The sequence below is a fragment of the Proteus sp. Marseille-Q3619 genome (assembly GCF_965283115.1).
Genome location: NZ_CBDIMP010000001.1, coordinates 2,751,747 through 2,772,646, shown reverse-complemented (window position 1 = coordinate 2,772,646; position 20,900 = coordinate 2,751,747). Strand labels below are relative to the sequence as shown.

The 20,900-nt window shown below is 40.7% G+C and carries 20 protein-coding genes; 9 read left to right on the top strand and 11 right to left on the bottom strand.

Annotated features, from left to right (window positions below; translation table 11 throughout):
- The first annotated feature begins 39 nt into the window (after positions 1-39).
- From rpoN to rnk, 6 genes are all read left to right on the top strand, one after another.
- Positions 40-1,521, top strand: a complete 1,482-nt coding sequence (gene rpoN / locus ACWPWK_RS12825; protein WP_109371958.1) for an RNA polymerase factor sigma-54 — start codon at positions 40-42, stop codon at positions 1,519-1,521.
- Between the two features lie 23 nt (positions 1,522-1,544).
- Positions 1,545-1,832, top strand: coding sequence for a ribosome hibernation promoting factor (gene hpf / locus ACWPWK_RS12820; RefSeq protein ID WP_036913954.1), 288 nt, complete (start codon positions 1,545-1,547; stop codon positions 1,830-1,832).
- A 149-nt stretch (positions 1,833-1,981) separates the two neighbouring features.
- On the top strand, positions 1,982-2,449 hold the full coding sequence (gene ptsN / locus ACWPWK_RS12815; protein WP_023582879.1) for a PTS IIA-like nitrogen regulatory protein PtsN: 468 nt from the start codon (positions 1,982-1,984) through the stop codon (positions 2,447-2,449).
- A gap of 79 nt (positions 2,450-2,528) precedes the next feature.
- Positions 2,529-3,383 (top strand): RNase adapter RapZ, encoded by an 855-nt coding sequence (rapZ, locus tag ACWPWK_RS12810; RefSeq protein WP_023582880.1) that lies wholly within the window; start codon positions 2,529-2,531, stop codon positions 3,381-3,383.
- Entirely contained in the window at positions 3,380-3,652 is a 273-nt protein-coding gene (gene npr / locus ACWPWK_RS12805) for a PTS phosphocarrier protein NPr (RefSeq protein WP_006535359.1), read from the top strand. The genes rapZ and npr overlap by 4 nt, the downstream gene beginning before the upstream one ends.
- 175 nt (positions 3,653-3,827) lie before the next feature.
- Positions 3,828-4,238, top strand: coding sequence for a nucleoside diphosphate kinase regulator (rnk, locus tag ACWPWK_RS12800; RefSeq protein WP_075671465.1), 411 nt, complete (start codon positions 3,828-3,830; stop codon positions 4,236-4,238).
- A 116-nt stretch (positions 4,239-4,354) separates the two neighbouring features.
- On the opposite strand, the gene pmbA is transcribed toward rnk, so the two are convergent.
- Entirely contained in the window at positions 4,355-5,683 is a 1,329-nt protein-coding gene (pmbA, locus tag ACWPWK_RS12795) for a metalloprotease PmbA (RefSeq protein WP_109371960.1), read from the bottom strand.
- Positions 5,684-5,870: 187 nt separating this feature from the next.
- On the opposite strand from pmbA, the gene yjgA reads away from it, so the two are divergent.
- Positions 5,871-6,431, top strand: coding sequence for a ribosome biogenesis factor YjgA (gene yjgA, locus ACWPWK_RS12790; RefSeq protein WP_088495963.1), 561 nt, complete (start codon positions 5,871-5,873; stop codon positions 6,429-6,431).
- A 73-nt stretch (positions 6,432-6,504) separates the two neighbouring features.
- Here the strand turns inward: yjgA and ACWPWK_RS12785 are convergent, their stop codons facing one another.
- The 10 genes from ACWPWK_RS12785 to mreB all read right to left on the bottom strand — a co-directional run bounded on the left by ACWPWK_RS12785 (position 6,505) and on the right by mreB (position 18,305).
- Entirely contained in the window at positions 6,505-6,786 is a 282-nt protein-coding gene (locus tag ACWPWK_RS12785; protein ID WP_109371962.1) for a barstar family protein, read from the bottom strand.
- Positions 6,786-7,286: a ribonuclease gene (locus tag ACWPWK_RS12780; protein WP_109371964.1), complete on the bottom strand. Its 501-nt coding sequence runs from the start codon at positions 7,284-7,286 to the stop codon at positions 6,786-6,788. Before ACWPWK_RS12780 ends, ACWPWK_RS12785 begins: the two co-directional genes overlap by 1 nt.
- Positions 7,287-7,372: 86 nt before the next feature.
- Positions 7,373-8,818: a metalloprotease TldD gene (tldD, locus tag ACWPWK_RS12775; protein ID WP_109371966.1), complete on the bottom strand. Its 1,446-nt coding sequence runs from the start codon at positions 8,816-8,818 to the stop codon at positions 7,373-7,375.
- Positions 8,815-9,675 carry a deaminated glutathione amidase gene (nit1, locus tag ACWPWK_RS12770; RefSeq protein WP_109371968.1) on the bottom strand — a complete coding sequence of 287 codons (861 nt, stop codon included), beginning with the start codon at positions 9,673-9,675 and terminating at the stop codon, positions 8,815-8,817. The genes tldD and nit1 overlap by 4 nt, the downstream gene beginning before the upstream one ends.
- Positions 9,672-13,472 (bottom strand): AsmA2 domain-containing protein YhdP, encoded by a 3,801-nt coding sequence (yhdP, locus tag ACWPWK_RS12765; protein ID WP_109371970.1) that lies wholly within the window; start codon positions 13,470-13,472, stop codon positions 9,672-9,674. The genes nit1 and yhdP overlap by 4 nt, the downstream gene beginning before the upstream one ends.
- 45 nt (positions 13,473-13,517) lie before the next feature.
- Positions 13,518-14,987 (bottom strand): ribonuclease G, encoded by a 1,470-nt coding sequence (rng, locus tag ACWPWK_RS12760; RefSeq protein ID WP_109371972.1) that lies wholly within the window; start codon positions 14,985-14,987, stop codon positions 13,518-13,520.
- Complete coding sequence (locus ACWPWK_RS12755) at positions 14,984-15,571, bottom strand: Maf family protein (RefSeq protein WP_109371974.1); 588 nt, start codon at positions 15,569-15,571, stop codon at positions 14,984-14,986. The genes rng and ACWPWK_RS12755 overlap by 4 nt, the downstream gene beginning before the upstream one ends.
- Before the next feature lie 52 nt (positions 15,572-15,623).
- Positions 15,624-16,112, bottom strand: coding sequence for a rod shape-determining protein MreD (gene mreD, locus ACWPWK_RS12750; protein WP_100159963.1), 489 nt, complete (start codon positions 16,110-16,112; stop codon positions 15,624-15,626).
- Between the two features lie 5 nt (positions 16,113-16,117).
- Entirely contained in the window at positions 16,118-17,170 is a 1,053-nt protein-coding gene (mreC, locus tag ACWPWK_RS12745; protein ID WP_109371976.1) for a rod shape-determining protein MreC, read from the bottom strand.
- A 91-nt stretch (positions 17,171-17,261) separates the two neighbouring features.
- The gene (gene mreB, locus ACWPWK_RS12740) at positions 17,262-18,305 is read right to left on the bottom strand and encodes a rod shape-determining protein MreB (protein WP_023582893.1); all 1,044 of its coding nucleotides are present in this window, start codon (positions 18,303-18,305) and stop codon (positions 17,262-17,264) included.
- A gap of 687 nt (positions 18,306-18,992) precedes the next feature.
- Here mreB and acuI point away from each other — a divergent pair.
- Positions 18,993-19,967: an acrylyl-CoA reductase (NADPH) gene (acuI, locus tag ACWPWK_RS12735; RefSeq protein WP_109371978.1), complete on the top strand. Its 975-nt coding sequence runs from the start codon at positions 18,993-18,995 to the stop codon at positions 19,965-19,967.
- 478 nt (positions 19,968-20,445) lie between these two features.
- A complete protein-coding gene (gene aroQ, locus ACWPWK_RS12730; protein ID WP_006535378.1) occupies positions 20,446-20,889 on the top strand; it encodes a type II 3-dehydroquinate dehydratase in 444 nt (147 codons plus the stop codon).
- Positions 20,890-20,900: the final 11 nt, after the last annotated feature.

The window sequence follows — 20,900 nt, the reverse complement described above, 5'->3', positions numbered from 1 at the left end:
TGTCATGGATGACAACAGCAAAGGACTCATCGCATTATTATGAAACAAAGTCTGCAACTTCGTCTTAGTCAGCAACTGGCAATGACGCCACAGCTACAACAGGCTATTCGTTTGTTGCAACTTTCGACGCTTGAATTACAACAAGAAATTCAGCAAGCGCTTGAGTCTAACCCACTTCTAGAACAAGACGACGATCAACAAGATCCCGTTTCAGATGAGACCTCTCATACAGAGAATCAGTCAGACTCTACAACAGAAACAACAACTGAAAACGGAGTTGAAGAGTTCGACACGCTGGATGCTTTAGAGCAAAAAGAGATGCCTGATGATCTCCCTTTGGATACTCAATGGGAAGAGATCTACACCGCGGGCACGCCTTCTGGCACTAGTAATGACTATACTGATGATGAGCTTCCATTGTATCAAGGTGAAACAACTGCCTCATTGCAAGATTACCTAACATGGCAGGCTGATCTCACGCCATTTTCAGAAACAGACAGAGCGATTGCGATAAGTATTATCGATGCTGTTGATGAAACAGGATATTTAACGGTCACAACAGATGACATCCTTTCTGGAATGGGCGATGATGAATTAGAGCTTGATGAAGTCGAAGCCGTATTAAAACGTATTCAACGCTTTGATCCTATTGGTGTTGCTGCTCGTGATTTAAAAGAGTGTCTTTTGATTCAGCTATCCGCTTTTTCAACAGAAACCCCCTATCTTAAAGAAACGCAGTTAGTTATTAGCCAATATTTAGAGTTGTTAGGTAACCGTGATTTTCGTCAATTGATGCGTCAAACAAAGTTACGAGAAGAGACACTAAAATCTGTTATTGAGATGATCCAGTCTCTTGATCCTAAGCCCGGATTAAGTATTGATACAGGCGAGTCAGAGTATGTTATTCCAGATATACTGGTAAAAAAATCAGGTGAACGCTGGCAAGTTGAGTTAAATACAGATAGCATTCCTCGCCTACGAATAAATGAGACTTATGCAGCTTTAGGTCAATCGACTCAAAATGAAAGCGATGGAAAATTTATTCGTGACAATTTACAAGAAGCCAAATGGCTGATAAAAAGTTTAGAAAGCCGTAATGAGACATTATTAAAAGTCGCTCATTGCATTGTTGACACACAGCAGGCATTTTTCGAATTGGGTGAAGAGCATATGAAACCCCTAGTGTTAGCCGATATTGCTGAACAGGTTGAAATGCACGAATCCACCATTTCTCGCGTGACAACGCAAAAATTTTTGCATTGCCCGAGAGGAATTTTCGAATTGAAGTATTTTTTCTCTAGCCATGTGAATACTGATAGCGGAGGCGAAGCCTCTTCAACAGCAATCAGGGCTTTAGTGAAGAAACTAATCGCAGCAGAAAATCCAGCGAAACCACTTAGTGATAGTAAACTGGCTGATATGCTCGCAGAACTTGGAATACAAGTTGCTCGACGCACTGTTGCGAAGTATAGAGAGTCATTATCCATCCCGCCTTCAAATCAACGCAAAGAGTTGGTTTGAGCATAATTGAGAAGGAAGACACTATGGAACTTCAAATCACTGGTCATAATATTGAATTAACCGATGCTCTGCGTGATACCGTCAAAGCAAAAAGCGCGAAATTACCTCAGTTCTTTGACAAAATTAATAACGTTCAGGTTATCCTGAAAGTCGAGAAAGTTAATAAAATCGCGGAAGCGACCATTCAAGTTAATGGCGGTGAATTGCATGCCTCTGCAGAAGCAGAAGATATGTACGCAGCAATTGATGGATTAATGGATAAACTGGCTCGTCAATTAACCAAACACAAAGATAAACTGAGACAACATTAATTCATTTCCCATTGTGAAATGGAGATACAATCGGCGAAGTTACTGCGTTGTTTATGACTCGGTTTAAACCAACGCCTAATCAATATCAGTAACGAAAAACCAGATGTCACTTTGTGGCATCTGGTTTGCTGGTCTAAGTGAATAAGACAATGAACAACGATACAAAGATGAATATTAGCGACGTACTTTCTCTGGCATGTACGCATAATGATGTACATTGCACGAGTAAAAAGCGCGCGTTAGAAATTATCAGTGAAAATGCAGCAAAAGCACTTAATTTACCCGAAACACTGATATTTGAAGCCTTATTGACGCGTGAAAAAGTCGGTACAACAGGGATTGGGGGTGGTTTGGCTATCCCTCATGGACGTATTGAAAGTGATGAAACAGAAAAAGTAGTTGGAGTGTTTCTTCACCTAAGCGAACCTATTGCCTTCGACGCTATTGATAATCAACCTGTCGACTTGTTGTTCGCATTACTCGTTCCTGCAACACAATGTAAGGAACATTTACACACACTGTCTTTGATTGCAAAACAGTTGGCAGACAAAAATTTATGTCGCCGACTACGCTCCGCACAAAGTGATGAAGAGCTTTATCAGATTATCACTGAATAACCCCTACGGGTTTAGTAGGACGCGATTAGCATACAGTGGAATGATATTCATCACTGGGAAATTATAGGGGAGCTACCTCATGGTGCTGATGATAGTCAGCGGACGCTCTGGTTCAGGTAAGTCGGTCGCTTTGCGTGCGCTTGAAGACATGGGATTTTATTGTGTTGATAACTTACCTGTTGATCTTTTACCTGAGCTCGCAAAAACACTGGCTGAACGTGATGCTTCTGCTGCCGCAGTCAGTATTGATGTCCGAAATATGCCAGAGTCGCCGGAGATCTTCGAAAAAGCGCTGGAAAGTTTACCCGCTGAATATTCTCCACAACTCTTATTTTTAGACGCAGATAGAAATACCTTAATTCGTCGTTATAGTGATACACGACGTCTACACCCTCTCTCAACTAAAAATCTTTCATTAGAAATGGCGATTGATACAGAGAGTGATCTGCTTGAGCCATTACGATCACGAGCTGATCTCATCATTGACACCTCTGAAATGTCAGTTCATGAGCTTGCAGAAATGCTGCGTACTCGCTTATTAGGCAAGCGTGAACGTGAGCTAACGATGGTTTTTGAATCCTTTGGCTTTAAGCATGGTATTCCTATTGATGCGGATTATGTTTTTGATGTGCGATTCTTACCAAATCCACATTGGGATCCTAAACTGCGTCCAATGACAGGTCTAGATCGCCCTGTCGCGGCATTTTTAGATAGACACACCGAAGTTCATAACTTTATTTATCAAACTAGAAGCTATCTTGAACTTTGGTTGCCGATGTTAGAAACCAATAACCGTAGTTATTTAACGGTTGCGATCGGTTGTACGGGAGGTAAACACCGCTCTGTTTATGTTGCTGAGCAACTCGCAGATTATTTCCGCTCTAGAGGGAAAAACGTACAATCACGCCACAGAACACTAGAAAAACGCAAATGACCCAATATCGACAAGTTGCGATTAAAAATCGGCTCGGTATGCATGCAAGACCTGCAATGAAGTTGTTTGATTTAGTAAAAACATTTCAATCAACCGTCATTTTACGCAACAACGAAGGGGTTGAAGCACAAGCGGATAGTGTGATTGCTATGCTAATGTTAGATTCAGAGCAAGGCAGTCAAATTGATATAGAAGTTACTGGTAGTGATGAAAATGAAGCTATTGATGCTATTATCGCATTATTTGAATCGGGGTTTGATGAAGAATAATCGCAATAGAAAACAATAGATTAGCATTTCTTAACTAAATAACCCGAAAGAGACTGTGATCACTGTCTCTTTCTTTTTTATACAGAACCGCCTATTATCTCTTATATGAGTTTAACAACACCCCCACCTCACTCGTGGGGGTGTTGTTTTGCATTGGAATAAATTGGAGTGTGGTATGACAAAGCCAACAATTATCATCAACGAACTTGATGCAGAACGTTTAGATTCATTACTTGAACAACCGGCATTTGCAGATAGTCCGATTGCTGAAGCATTGAATGAAGAATTAGATCGTGCTGACATTGTTACACCAGCTGATATCCCTGCTAATATTGTCACAATGAACAGCAAAGTCCGTTTTATGGACTTAAAAAATAATGAAGAGCGTACTCGTACTTTAGTGTATCCCGCTTCATTAAAAGACAGCACTACTGAACTCTCCGTCATGGCACCAATGGGTGCTGCGCTATTGGGTTTAGCCATTGATGATGAAATTAGTTGGAAGCTGCCTAATGGCCTTGAAACCAAGGTTAAAGTATTAGAAATTCTATACCAACCGGAAGCTGCGGGTGAATTACACCGTTAAGCAGAGCTGAAGGTTCGCGTCTTATTTTTATCTTATCGTTTGAAAAGCACACTGATAAACGCGATATCTCAGCCCATTGCGGGCTGAGATTAAGGGTTGTGACGAGTGTCTAAAATTTACTCACCTGCAATGCTCATTTCTGGTAACAACAACGATCCACACTGAACATTACTGCGCGTCTCAATATCATCACCCATCGTGGCAATATTTGCCCACATATCTTTTAAGTTACCTGCAATAGTCACTTCGCTTACAGGATATTGAATTTCGCCATTCTCAACCCAAAAACCGCTCGCACCACGAGAGTAATCACCTGTTACTGTACTGACACCTTGTCCCATCAATTCAGTAACAACAAGACCTGTTCCCATCTCTTTTAACAGTGCATCAAACGATAAACCTTGCCCAGGGATATACCAGTTATGAATACCACCAGCGTGACCATTACTCTTTAAGCCCAGCTTTCTTGCTGAATATGTGGTTAACAACCACTCTTGTAATACGCCATCTTTGATGATTTCAGCATCTGTGGTACGTACACCTTCACTATCAAACGGTGTTGATGCCAAACCTCTCATTAAGTGAGGGCGCTCTTGAATATTTAACCACTGAGGAAAAATTTGCTTACCTAAGCTATCGAGTAAACAAGAAGATTCACGATAAATCATGCTACCACTAATTGCTGCAACCAAATGACCAAAAATACCTGTCGCCACATCTGCCGCAAAAATAACGGGGGCTTTCATGGTGGGTAGTTTACGAGGTGCAAGGCGAGATAAAGTACGGCGAGCGCACTCTTGACCAACCCATTCAGGTGATTCTAGATCATCAAAGCGACGACTAATAGTGTAAGCATAGTCGCGCTCCATATCTTCACCATCACGAGCAATAACACAACTCGACATCGAATAGCGTGAAGATGAATAGCTTTTTAATAAGCCAAGGCTATTACCAAATACACGGGTTCCACTGTGACTATTAAAACTGCCACCTTCGGTGTTGATAATACGGCTATCGCTATCTAAAGCGGCTTTTTCTGCTCTCGATGCTAATTCAATCGCTTTATCTGCCGTGACTTCGGTAGGATGGTAAAGATCAAGGAAAGGTGCATCAAACGCTAATAGCTCTTGATCAGCAGGCCCTGCATATGGGTCAACTGAAGTGTAGCGTGCAATATCCACAGCAGCTTGTACAGCTCGCTTAATCGCATCAGGACTTAAATCTGTTGAAGATGCACTACCTTTGCGTTGTTGTTGATAAACAGTGATGCCTAAAGCGCCATCACTGTTAAATTCAACATTTTCAACTTCACCATAACGCGTACTTACACTAATACCCGTCGATTTATTAATAGCGACTTCAGCTCCATCACACTGTTTTGCAGCCAGCTCTAATGCGAGTGAGACGGCGTCTTCAAGCTGTTTTACCTGATCTGAATTATTCATTGAGAACCATTTTTCCTAAGGAGAACACCACTTTTTACTTATTTTTAGCAAAGTAAATCAATTGACAGGTGGTCAACAAGCGATTTTCCCAGTTACAATAGAAGATATATGAATGTTATCACCCGTCGGGCTTTTGGTCATTCACCAAATCACACTCCCGGCTTACTCTGCAACAGGAATTTTTATTATGGCAAAGCAGCCTGAAGAGTGGCATTACCTCAATCCTGAATTTGACGATACCTCGTCAGAAGAGGAAGAAGAGGACGAAATCATCTGGGTCAGCAAAAGCGAAATTAAACGTGATGCTGAAGCACTCAAAAAACTGGGTACTGAATTAGTTGAATTAAGTGCACAAGAATTAGAACGTGTTCCATTAGATGAGAAATTATTAGCCTCTATTCAATTAGCACAAAAAGTACAGCGTGAAGCACGCCGCCGCCAAATTCAATATATTGGAAAACTACTGCGCAATGTAGACGAAGATCCGATCCGCCAAGCGCTTGATAAACTCAAAAACCGCCACAACCAACAGATCTTAGTGTTACATAAACTTGAAGATCTGCGAATTCGCCTTGTTGAAGGTGGCAATGAAGTGATTGAAGAAGTCGTTGCGCTTTACCCAATGGCTGATCGCCAACAATTACGCACACTTATCCGTAATGCGAAAAAAGAAAAAGAAGCGAATAAGCCGCCAAAATCATTCCGCTTACTATTTCAATATCTAAAAGATTTATCAGAATCAGCATAAAACCTGATCATCCTGAAAACGCAGTGTAAATTTGGCCTCACTGCGATTTTCAGGGCGTATTTTCTACTCTGAATTACTTTTGTGCTTTATGTTCACAATAAAAGTTTAAAACATCTTTACCAAGCTCATTTTGTGCTTCTTGCATCAATTCCACCAAAGGTTGAAAATCACGGGAATGATGAGGTAAATGCCTGAAAACAATACTAACTGGCAATTCTATTCCACCCACTAACGCATCCCATAGTGCATCTAGGTTATCGCCAAATTTATCATCTAACTGAAATTGCAGTGCAAAATCGTGATAAAAGGCTTCTCTATCTGCCAGTGTCTTAAAATTGAAGATAACCTGTTTCATTAAGGTGCGACCTTTGTCATTGTACGATAATGATCAGTGGTAACATAAATCAGCCCATCATTCGAATAGAGCAATCTGTCACTACCACGATGACCACACTGATAATTTACATCCGCTTCATACCACTGGCGTCCAGCTTCTTCTGGCAACTGTTTTTCACGGTTCATAAAGCGATCGCCTCCGATTGCTCTTCCCGGTAAGACTTCACATAAATTGCCCGCTTTCGCATTCCAGCCTTTTTCTCTCGCCTCTTTTTTAGTGAGATAAAAATCTGGCAATTGTTGATGACGTTGCAAATAGTTAGCTACTACATTGGTTTGCGTTTTTTCATCAATAGATAGTGGAATTTGTGCTGGTTTATTGGTGTTATTGCTTGATGATGTCGGAATAGGAGCTGAAGATGAAGATGTTGGTGCTTTGGTTTCAGGCAATAGACCTTTATAAAGAACACCAAATAAAACCGCAATAACAATAATAACTGGTAATAAACGTTTACCCATAAGTTAGCTCCCTCACTGTTGCTAGGATAAAAAACTCCATCAAAAGATGGAGTTCAATAGATACTGACAAATAACGATAGCGATAATTAAGCTGTACCGCCAACCGTGATTTTATCAAGCTTCAACGTTGGTTGACCCACACCAACAGGGAGACTTTGTCCTTCTTTACCACAAACGCCAACCCCTTTATCTAAAGCAAGATCATTACCTACCATAGAAACTTGTTGCATGGCTTCAATACCTGAACCAATTAGAGTTGCTCCTTTAATTGGTTTGGTTATTTTTCCATTCTCGATTAAATAAGCTTCTGAGGTTGAGAAAACAAATTTGCCCGATGTAATATCAACCTGACCGCCACCAAAGTTTGGTGCGTAAATACCGCGATCAACACTGGCAATAATCTCTTCTGGTGAAGACTTACCTGCTAACATGTAAGTGTTTGTCATACGAGGCATAGGAAGATGCGCGTAAGATTCACGACGACCATTTCCCGTTGGCGCAACACCCATTAAACGCGCGTTCATCTTATCTTGCATATAGCCTTTTAAGATGCCGTTTTCGATTAAAACATTGTATTGACCTGGTACACCTTCGTCATCAATAGCCACAGAGCCACGACGACCTTCAATTGTGCCATCATCAACAATAGTACAAAGCTCAGAAGTTACTCTCTCGCCAATGCGTCCCGAAAATACAGAGGTTTCACGGCGATTGAAATCACCCTCTAATCCATGACCGACTGCTTCATGCAATAACACACCTGGCCATCCTGCGCCCAATACAACAGGCATCGTTCCCGCAGGTGCCGCAATTGCAGATAAATTCACTAATGCCATACGCACAGCTTCACGCGCATAAGTGATAGCGTGGCTTTCACCATCGACTTTAGTTAGGAAATAATCATAACCAAAACGACCACCGCCACCACTTGCACCACGCTCACGTTTGCCATCTTCTTCCACCAGCACACTCACTGAAAGGCGAACTAAAGGACGCACATCGGCGGCTAACGTGCCATCGGTTGCTGCAACAAGCACATGCTCATAGACACCCGTTAATGACGCATTAACTTGTTTAACGCGTTTATCTTCAGCTCGAGCCGCTTTATCTACCTCATGCAATAACGCAATTTTCTCTTCACGAGAAAGGCTTTGCAGAGGATCGTTTAAGCTGTATAGCGGAGAATGTTGAATAGCACCTAAAGTATGAATACGACCATTACCTTTAGCCTGAACAATACTTCGTGCAGCATGAGCACTTTGGTTAAGTGCATTAAGCGTTAGTTGGTCTGCATAAGCAAAGCCGGTTTTTTCACCGTAAATTGCTCTAACACCAACACCTTGATCAATATTGTAAGAGCCATCTTTAATAATCTGATCGTCTAGGATCCAAGCCTCGTGATAACTTGACTGAAAATAAAGATCACCATAATCAATTTGACGCTGTGCAAGCTGCTCTAGTGTTGATGCTAAATCATCTAAACTAAGTTTGTTTGCTTCCAACAGACTTTCGCTGACAACAGCTAAACTCATAATTCTTCTTTATCCTTAACTTTTTTGATTAAGTGGGTCAGTTTCGGGCGAAAGCGGTTATGTTTTACAACCCGTATCTGTTCACGCATACCGTGTAGACTTTCGACACCAACATTCAGCGTTAGCGCACTAACAGCATCAGGGTTCTTTTTCAAGACTTTACCCCAACCATCAATCGCCATCGTATGACCCCAAGTCCGGCGCGTATCATGTGTACCCACTTGTGCTGGCGCTAAGATAATACACTGATTCTCAATGGCACGAGCACGTAATAAAGGCTCCCAGTGCGCTTTACCTGTTAAACGGGTAAAAGCCGCTGGTACAGAGATTATCTCTGCCCCTTTTTCTCTTAATGCTTGGAAAATACCAGGGAAGCGTAAGTCATAACAGATTGTTAAACCTAATTTCCCAACCGGAGTATCAACGACTGTTAAGCGCTCACCGCGTTGATAAATAGAAGATTCGTTATATTCGCCTTGCTCATCATCAATGCTGACATCAAACATATGAATTTTGTCATAACGAGCACGAATAACACCTTCATCATCAAACACCAAACTACTGCTGGTAATTTGGTCTGGGGAGTCTCGACTAATCAATGGCATAGAACCGACTAAGATCCACACTTTATAGCGCTGAGCCATTTTAGCGATAGCATTTTGTAAAGGCCCATCGCCCTGAACTTCAGCATTTTTATGATAATCTTTAGAGTTCGAAAAAAGTAACGCATTTTCAGGTGTTAATACAAGCTTCACTGAATCGGGTAATTGCTTAATCTGTTGCTCAATTTGCGCCAGATTATTTTTTGTGTTTTTACCGCTACAAAGTTGCAAAAGTGCGACATTAACTTTTTTCATAACGCCTGATTCTCCTTAAGCTGACGCAGTACTTCGTCAATTTTGGGTTGTTCCATAGTTCCGGTCACATGATAACGGATAACTGAAATCTTACTCCAAAGTGGCCCCAGAACCTTTGATGCCGCAAACACTGCGGCGCCTGCAATTGGGTTTATCGCGAAAGCCGTAGCAACACCGACAGTTGCTGAAATCTCTGGCGTTACCACAACTTGTAGGTCCATTTTACGTTCAAGTAAATCAACTTTCCCACTTATCGCAATATCAGCAATAACACCATCAACTCGGACACTCTCAGCATTCATAATACCTTGATTGATCGTAATTTCACTCTTAATCGAGTCATACTCAAAATGCTCGCTGAAAGTATCCCTAAAATCAAACTGTAATTTACGTAAAAGCGCATCAAAACTCACAAGACGCAGTAATTTACCCGCTTGTCCAACATTCACTTTTTCGATACGCCCTTTCCCTAAGACAGATTTAATATCACCATTTAAGGTCGCCAGATTAAAATTCCACGGCGTATCACGCCATTGTAATGAAAAATCAGCAGAAAGTGGGGACTGGATAATAGGAATAATAAAACCGAAATAAGCGGCCATTTCATCAATTTCTTCCGCTTTTAATTTACCTATTAACTTCGTCGTATTATTACCTGCATTATCTTCAGACCACACACCATTAAGAGACAATTCACCGCTGCTATTTTCCAACTTACCGTCAGTTAGAAATAAAGCACCCTGATTTTGTTTTAACGAACCTTCAATTTTCCCTAAAAGCAAGCCATTTACCCAACATTCTCGGCACTCAAAATCAATAGAAGGAATGTTTTTAACTGAAAACTTCAATGCATTCACATCAGAAGTGTTTGCCATTTTTAACGATTTTTCTTCTTGAGATAGAGTTGCACCATTAAAATAGAGATAATTAATATTCACTTGCCAAGGTGTCGATGCTTCAGGAATAAACACATCGCCTCGTAATTCACTTCCTGAAAAGGCAAATTTTACCCCTTCACTAGCGCGCATAATCTCAGTTTGAGGATTACGCCATTTTTGCCCTGCAAAATTTAAATCAGGTAAACTGATATGCACATTATCAGGAAAAATGACTTCATTTTCAGACGGCGTTAAAGACGAAAAAGCCATTAATGTCGGCAACCATTTATCCCCCTCTAATCCTTTAAGAGCGATAGTTAAGCGTTGTTGTGAATTCAATTCAGGTAATTTAATAGAAGAAGAAACAACATGGCCTTGTAATAAACGTAGCTGTTTTCCTAATGCCCACTGGCTATTAAGTTTCCACTGTTTCTCAGCACTGGCATTCACGGTTAAGGTTTCACTGTTACCCTTGGCAGAAATCACAATAGGTGGTGAATTTTTTAAATCCTGTGTTTCAGGCGCTGTTAACTTGCTGCTTAATGCATTGATATTTCCGGTTAGATCGACTTGATAATCAACATCACCTTTTTCGGGGATCTTAACATTAACGTTGCCATGCCATGGAAATACACCACTAAACTTATGTTGAATATCACTAGGTAATCCTTGAATTTTTTGAATATCCCATTGGCCTTTTAAGCCGACATCAACCTGATAATTATCCGTATCATTGTAACTTGTAAATGAGAAAGCAAGCGGCTGCCCAAACCAATTAGCCGTTAATGTATCACTTTCAAGTTTGTCATTATGGTAACGAAACTGCCCACTCACGCCTTTCAATGTGGTATCCATGAAGTTCAAAGTGACATCATTATTTTTTAAATTAACCTCACCAGAAGCCACAACCTCATCACCACCAAAGGGGATATCAAGTTTCAATGTACCGTCAATTTTTCCTGCTACTTTTAGCTCTTCAAGTGTATGACCAATACTCGCCATTTGAGAATCTAAGAAATACTCTTTCAGCTCGTCGCCTGTGGCTTGAATATCCGCATTAATTAAGATTTTTTCTTGTTGATAGCTTTCAATGACTGCACTTAAATTCGTGGCTGTCGCTTTACCCACTTTTGCTTGTGCAGAAGACATCCATAAGCCGTCATTTTTAAAGTCTAGATTAATATCGAGATCAAATAACGCAGGCCATTCACTATCAAATTTAAAGGTCGCGTGTTTGACGGGCGCATAAACTTGGAACCATCCTTTGTGGTTATCAAAAGGAAAATCAGCGGGATCGCCATCAAAAATAAAGGTTCCATTATCGATATTACCCGCAATAATCGCATCTGAGAGATATTGAGTCAGTGCCTTCCCGACATACTCCTCAGGCAAATAACGCCATGTATCACCCGCATTTGTAACTCTAACACCTGATAAAATGGAAAGACGCTGATCTTCACCTTGTTTCTCATAACGAAAATCACCCGCAACCCATGCTGATGTAGCTTTAACATCGAGCCCTTGGCTCCAAAGAGACAGGTTATCCCCTGAATGTTGCCAATAAACCGTTCCTTTTCCTTTTTCAATATTCAACGGCGCTTTAAATAATTCGCCCGTGTCTATTTCACTATCTGCTAGGGCAAAGTTAAGCTCACCATGTTGCATACTCCCTTTTAATTGCCCGCTGAAATGTTGTACTGAGGGGATCTCTTGCCAACGCTTCCAACTCACATTTTCCCAAGAGAGATTAATGGTGCTTTGCTCGAAGTTTTCTGGGGTGAGATCTAATGCAAAGTCATTAACCACACCAGAAAATTGGCGATACTGCCACTGGCGAACAAAATCAGGTGTTAAAAAAGAGAATAATGGCAATACAGCATATAACCTATCTAACTCAATATTCTTGGCGCGAATACGCCATGCTTCATCATGCTGTTTTTCTTTTGGTTGATAAAGCACCGCTAAATAACCATCAGGCCACTCTTCACCATCCATTGTAATTTTTCGAGTATAAGGAACATCCGCAAGCCAGCCATTTTCTTGCCTTCTCATACGTAAAATTAAATCTTCAACATTTAATACGTGCGAGGTTCCATCACTACTCCAGTCCATTTCACCTTGATGAATTTGCAACTGACTTCCAGTAATACGCCCTTGAGTAATTTCAATCCAGTTAGACAAACTGGCTTTAGCTTCACCTACGCCACTATTATTTTTTACCCACTGACTAAGCCAAGGTGAGATATCGATGTCATCTGCGGTAAGAAATACTTTACCGTTATCGATCAAACCGTTCTCTTTGGTATAGAGATCAAGGCGTACCTTTAACCCCCCATAATGATTAATGGGTGTATCAAGAGTGACTTCACCTTGAGCTCGGTGACGATTTTTCTGATTCAACCACATTAATTCAGGCACATGTAATGTACTGGTATCTCCTGAAGGGGTTAAAAAAACAAAACGGCTTTCAATCAGTTTAAAACGATCAAACTGTTCGAGAAAAAGTGAAGAAATATCATCAGGTTCAGTTAAGGTAATATCACCACTTTGCCCCGTAAAAATTGGCTGTTGGTAATTAACATATAACTGTTCAAAGGTCAGTTCACGAAAATGAAGACGAAAAGCGAATAATGAACGCCACACGTCAAAAGAAAAAGTGACTTTCTCTGCCGTAACGTTCACATCTTTATTGGTAATATTCAGTCCTTCCACTTGAATATCAGGACCAAAATTTTGCCACTCCCCCGTGATCTTTGTCATTGAGACAGGGCTATTGAGTTGCTTCGTAAGATACGTTTCTATTTCAGGGCGATAACTATCTAAGCGTGGCAGAAAGTAGCGAAATCCGCTTAATACCAAGGCAAAAACGATGAGGCAAAAAACTGTTATCACTAACAGGTATTTAGGCAGCCGCTTCATTTTTGTCTCCTTTCTGCCATCATATTCATTAGGAAGGCGAATCCATTACATCATCACCACATCAAATTGCTCCTGACTATAGAGTAGCTCAGTTTGCACTTTCACTTGTTTACCGACAAAAATTTCAACCTCTGCTAATGCATGTGATTCATCGCCTTTTAATGCTTCTGCAACTGCTGAGGAGGCGTAAACTAAGAAGCGATCTGCATCAATCGTTTTATGCACGCGCACTATTTCACGTAAAATTTCATAACAAACTGTTTCAACTGATTTTACCGTACCTCGCCCTTGGCAAGTTGGGCAGTCATCACAAAGCACATGTTCAAGGCTTTCCCGCGTTCTTTTACGTGTCATTTCTACTAAGCCAAGTTGGGAGAAGCCATTAATCGTTGTTTTCACTCTATCTTTACTTAGCGCTTGTTCAAGTGATGCCAATACTCTGCGTTTATGTTCATCATTATTCATATCAATAAAGTCAATGATGATAATACCGCCTAAATTACGTAACCGTAATTGACGGGCAATGGCTTGGCTTGCTTCAATATTAGTATTAAAAATAGTTTCTTCTAAATTTCGATGACCAACAAATGCCCCTGTATTGATATCAATAGTGGTCATTGCTTCAGTTTGATCGATAATCAGGTAACCTCCTGATTTCAATTCAACTTTGCGTTCTAAAGCCCGCTGAATTTCACTTTCTACACCATAGAGATCAAAAATAGGCTGATTACCTTGGTGCAATTCAAGTTTAGCGGTTAATTCAGGAATATATTCACCAATAAATTCCTGTAGTTGATTGTAGGTCAATTTAGAATCAACTCGTATGCTATCTAATTCAGAGCCTGCAAAATCACGTAAAATACGCTGGGCTAACGCTAATTCGCCATAAATTTGAATACGGGTTTTATTTCTTTTCTTACGCTCAATGATTTTATTCCATAGGCGTTTAAGAAAGGCGGCATCTTGCTTAATTTCGTGTTCACCAACACCTTCGGCAGCGGTACGAATAATAAAGCCGCCATTTTCATCGCAATACTCTTCAACCAATTGTTTTAAGCGCTCACGCTCTTCTTCACTGTCAATTCGCTGGGAAACGCCTACATGAGACGCACCAGGCATAAACACTAAATAGCGAGAAGGCAATGTAATATCCGTGGTAAGGCGAGCGCCTTTTGTTCCTAAAGGATCTTTAACCACTTGTACAATTAAATCTTGCCCTTGATGCACCAGTTGCGCGATATCACGAACATTAAATTTCTTCTGCTCTTCACCAGCAATACATTCAGTGTGAGGCATAATATCAGAAGCATGTAGAAAAGCGGCTTTATCTAGCCCGATGTCAATAAATGCAGCTTGCATCCCGGGTAATACGCGACTTACCCGACCTTTGTAAATGTTTCCGACGATACCTCGTTTAGCTTCTCTTTCAACATGGATTTCTTGAAGTATGCCTCCGCGAATATAGGCGACACGAGTTTCAGAAGGCGTCACATTCACTAATAACTCTGCTGTCATGAAATCTCCTTCTCATTAGCTAGAGACGAAAATTGAGCTATCAATGCTTCGGTTTCAACAAGAGGCAATCCGACAACAGCATGATAACTCCCCTCAATCCGTTGAACAAAACGGCCTCCTTTTCCTTGAATACCGTAAGCGCCAGCTTTATCCATTGGCTCTCCTGACTCAATATACGCGCTAATCTCACTCTCTGTCATCACTCTAAAAGTGACGTGTGTGACGACTAATTGACTCAATGTGTGTGTTCTATTAGAGATAGCAATTGCTGTCATCACTTGATGTGTTGCACCTGAGAGTGAACGTAGAATTTGCGCAGCATGGGTTTTATCACGAGGTTTTTCAAGAATATGACCATCATAAACCACAATAGTATCAGATCCCAAAACGGGATAATCGTGAGGTGCTTGTCTTACACCTTCTTGTGATTTTTCTTTTGCTAAACGAAGAACATACTCTTCTGGTTTTTCACCTTGTTGCCAAATTTCATCAATTGCTGGCGTGATAATACTAAATTCAACATCTAATAACGCGAGAAGTTCACGTCTTCTTGGTGAGCTGGAAGCAAGGTAAAGTGTGGTCACAAATAATGTCCTCATGACGGTAACGCAAAAGTGACCGCCATGATCCAATAACTTAGTGAACTAAAAACTGGTGACGGATTTTGCGAAGTAAAAAATAAAGCCATGGCCAAAGAATACCACTGACTGGGCTATTCCAGAATACTTGAGGGTGAAAAGTCACAGGTGAAAGTAAAAATTCTGCCCAAAATACAGCAAGATCAACAACGACAACACTTAACATTACCACTAAGGCTTGTTGCCATAACGCTAAATTACAAAAAAGCTGATATTTAAAGGCGATGACATAACTCACTAAAGTATAGGCCAATGCATTGACACCTAGGGTAGTTCCTTGGACTAGATCCATAATCATACCCAAGACAAATGCGGTTCCGACACTAACACGATGAGGTATTGCTGTTATCCAATAAATAAGAAATAACATCGGCCAAATAGGTCGATACACTTCTAACTGTTCTGGCCACGGCATAATTTGTAAAACTAATGCGACAAGAAAAGAGAGCCAAACAACCCAACGCCCACGACTTTGATATGGATTCATCATGTCTACCTACTTCTATTTGTACTAGTCGGTGTATTTGTTGCAGCAGGAGTTGTTGCTGGTGTCGTGGTTCCGTTAGTTTCTTCTGTCGTACTGTCTAACGGCTCTTGAGACATTGAACGAGGAAGCGGTGGCCCTGCTTGTTCATAATTAGGTAAAACCTGAGGCATCAGTTGCATTAAACGCTCATTAGCCGCGTGATAAACCTCTGAAGGTAGAGGAGGCTCTCCCATTTTGTCTGATGCATTCCATAATAAAAGCAAATAGCGTAAACGTTGTAGCTCTGCTGAAGGTCGAACATTAATCACGGAATAAGCCCGCTGATTATCCACTTTAACTGAAGATACCACACCAACAGGATACCCTTCTGGAAAACGACCACCCAATCCTGATGTCACTAAAACATCGCCTACACGAATATCAATATTGGCAGGTAATGCTTCTAACAATAAATCATCGGCACAGCCCGCACCAGAAGCTATAACACGAATATCGTTACGTAAAACTTGTACAGGTAATGCATGAGAAGTGTCGCATATTAATAATACACGGCTCGTAAGCTCACTTACGGCAATAACTTGTCCTACGACACCTTTATCACTAATAACAGGTTGCCCTTCATAGACGCCATCGTTGGTTCCTTTATCAATAACCACTTGATCTCGATAAGGCGTGCTATTCCCAGACAAAACTTGCGTTACTGTCATTTGTTCATTTTGGCGCAGTGGTGAACCAAGTAATTCTCGTAAACGGGCATTCTCTTGCTTAAATTGCTCCAGTAATTGGCTTTCTCCGCTACGAACTAATAACTCTTTTCTTAACGCTTGATTCTCAAATTGTAAACGCTCACGCGTGGCAAATGTTTCTGAAATTTGATCAAGGAAACGGCGTGGACCATTTGCAAGAAAATAGAAGGGACTAACAGCAGTATCAAGATACTGGCGGACTTTAGAAAATGCACCAATACGATTATCAGCAATCAATAAAGAGATAGCGACAACCACGGCGATTATTAATCTTAGTTGCAGGGAAGGACCCCGACTAAAAATTGGCTTCATAAACTCTAAGATCACTCACACGGAGAAGTAAAAGAACAGGTGTTAATATTCTCATCAAGGGGGAATCCATTCTCCCTTGTCAGAATTAATCTCAATCTTCGCTAAACAGATCGCCACCGTGCATATCGATCATTTCTAATGCTTTACCACCGCCACGAGCGACACAGGTCAGAGGATCTTCAGCAACAATCACAGGAATACCTGTCTCTTCCATTAATAAACGGTCTAGGTTACGTAATAATGCACCACCACCTGTTAATACCATACCGCGCTCTGAAATATCAGAGGCCAATTCTGGTGGACATTGTTCTAATGCAACCATCACTGCACTAACGATACCCGTTAATGGTTCCTGTAATGCTTCAAGAATTTCATTAGAGTTTAAAGTAAAGCTACGAGGTACACCTTCTGCAAGGTTACGACCACGAACTTCAATCTCATTGACTTCATCAGAAGGATAAGCTGAACCGATATCGTGTTTGATACGTTCTGCGGTTGCTTCACCAATCAGTGAACCGTAGTTACGACGCACATAGTTAATGATAGCTTCATCAAAACGGTCACCACCGATACGAACAGAAGAAGAGTAAACGACACCGTTTAATGAAATCACGGCAACTTCTGTTGTACCACCACCAATATCGACCACCATTGAGCCTGTTGCTTCAGAAACAGGTAAGCCTGCACCGATTGCCGCAGACATAGGTTCTTCAATTAAGAACACTTCACGAGCACCCGCACTTAATGCTGATTCACGGATAGCTCTGCGTTCTACTTGAGTGGCTCCTACTGGTACACAAACTAATACACGAGGACTTGGACGCATAAAGCTATTGTTATGAACCTGTTTTATGAAGTGCTGAAGCATTTTTTCGGTTACATAAAAATCAGCAATCACACCGTCTTTCATTGGACGGATAGCAGCGATATTCCCAGGTGTACGCCCTAACATCTGTTTGGCTTCATGCCCTACAGCTGCAACACTTTTTGATGTGCCAGCGCGATCTTGGCGAATAGCGACAACGGAGGGTTCATCGAGAACAATACCCTGTCCTTTGACATAAATAAGGGTATTGGCGGTACCCAAGTCAATAGACAAATCGTTGGAAAACATGCCACGAAATTTTTTAAACATACGAAAGGATAATCCTGCAAGCCGGGACGGAAAAATCCGTCTACTCTATCAACCACAATAAGCAGCGACAAGGCGCGATTCACTACTTAGATTAAAGTGGACACGTAAATAATCATAAAGGCACAATATTCTACGTTACTTTTCCCAATTGGAGCAGAAAAAAACTGCATAAAAATGGGCTAATTAGAACGATTAACGCATAATTTCGATCCTACGCTGTTTATATTTGACTTATGTAACAATACAAACAACGCTCACATCAATAAAGAAAAATCTTACTTAGTTGCCACACTGTGACTCAAAAGTCTCATTGCAAGTTCAAATAAAATTTATTCATTTGAATAAGCACAATTATTCTATTGATATTAAATGGTGTTTTACTGGCAAAATTTGACTGAGATAACAACCAAAGTACCCACCTCGAATACTTCTAAGACGATACATTATCTTTATTTCGAGCATAAAGAGAAATGCTAATTTTTATCCAATCGTAACCCATTAACGGTGTTATCTAATTACCAAGATATAAAACTCAGAATAATCTCTGCACCAATAAACGTAGAACCCCCGTTTATACACTAAAAAAGGATTATTTGTCTCATTATTACAATAGATATTGTGCACAATCACGACGAAATCTAAAAAATCACCTATCATGACACAAATAGAAATCGATGAGGGGTCAAGATGAAAGCATTATTAGTAGAACAAAATGACAACAAACTCAGTACCAACGTACAAAACATTGATGAAAAAATACTGCCTATTCATGATGTTATTGTCGATATTCATTACTCAACGCTTAACTATAAAGATGGACTCGCTATCACAGGCAAGGGAAAAATACTGCGCCAATTTCCAATGGTGCCGGGTATCGATTTTTCGGGTGTTGTTCATCACACCGAAGATCCTCGCTTCCACATTGGTCAACATGTCTTATTAACCGGCTGGGGAGTAGGTGAAAATCACTGGGGTGGCCTTGCACAAAAAGCAGGTGTAAAAGGTGATTGGTTAACCGTTGTGCCAGAAGGACTCTCTTTAAAAAATGCCATGATAATTGGGACTGCGGGTTTTACTGCCATGCTTTGTGTGATGGCATTAGAACAAGGCGGCATTACACCTGAAAGTGGTGATATTTTAGTCACTGGAGCCAGTGGTGGTGTCGGAAGTACCGCTATTAGTTTGCTAACAGCATTAGGCTATCAAGTTACCGCATTAAGTGGCAGAGCGAGTAACCATGACTATTTACGCAAACTTGGCGCCAAAAATATTATCACTCGTGAAGAGTTTGAGCCTGCGGGCAGAGCTTTAGATAAACAACGCTGGGCGGGTGCAATTGATACCGTAGGTGGGCAAATTCTTGCCAATATTCTGTCACAGACAAACTATAACGGAACAGTAGCGGCTTGTGGATTAGCTGGTGGTTTCTCTTTGCCAACAACCGTCATGCCTTTTATTTTACGTAATGTTCGCTTACAAGGCGTCGATTCTGTTTATTTCCCAGCAGAAAAACGCGCTCAGGTTTGGCAACGTTTATTAAAATTACTACCAGAAACGTTCTATCAGCAAGCGATGACAGAAATTACACTTGATGAAGTTCCTCGTTATGCTCAGATGATTATGGATAATCAAGTGACAGGTAGAACCTTAGTAAAACTGTAACTGCTACCCACCCGCATTAGGCGAAGGTTTACGGTATTTTTTTGCTAATTCTCGGTTTTTATCTGCTTATTTCTGGCATTAATTCACCTTATTTAGTGCCAGAATAAGCTTCTTTGTGTGTGAAACAGATGTAAAATTGTGATTCAGATCACATTTATGATATATATTGATGATTGATCTCAAAGAAGTTCAGATTTCCAGTGACATCAATAAATAACGTGGTGTTATGATTATTTTTTAGACACCTGTTTATTTTGCTTTCTCCCGTTTACAATCTTGTAAAAAATTTTAACTTTTCATCAAAATAAACCCTTCATTCCCTGATTAGACCAGTATTTTGCTGTTATCTTCTGTGAAATGTCTATAATGTCGGACTTTGTGATATGTATCGTAGCAATGGATACAATAAAAGATGACAAAACGAAAAGCACAGGTTATTTTGTCATTTCGTTGACGAATTGACGGAGATAGAAGCATAATGTCGGAAAATTTTCATATTTTGCTCCTGAATGGTCCGAATCTAAACCTGCTTGGAACAAGAGAGCCGGAAACCTACGGACACCTAACTCTGGATGATATCGTTCAAAGTTTGTCAGCAGATGCTCAGGCATTAAATGTGAAACTCAGTCATTTTCAGTCTAACGCTGAATTTGAGCTGATAAATAAAATTCATGCAGCTCGGGGTAATGTCGATTATATATTAATCAATCCTGCAGCTTTCACGCATACCAGTGTTGCACTGCGTGATGCATTATTAGGGGTGAATATTCCATTTATTGAAATTCACCTGTCCAATGTCTACAGTCGGGAGCCTTTCCGTCACCATTCATATCTCTCTGATATCGCAACAGGCGTAATCTGTGGATTAGGTGCAGAAGGTTATCGATTTGCTTTACAGGCAGCGGTCAGCCGCTTGTCTTAATAAAAAACATC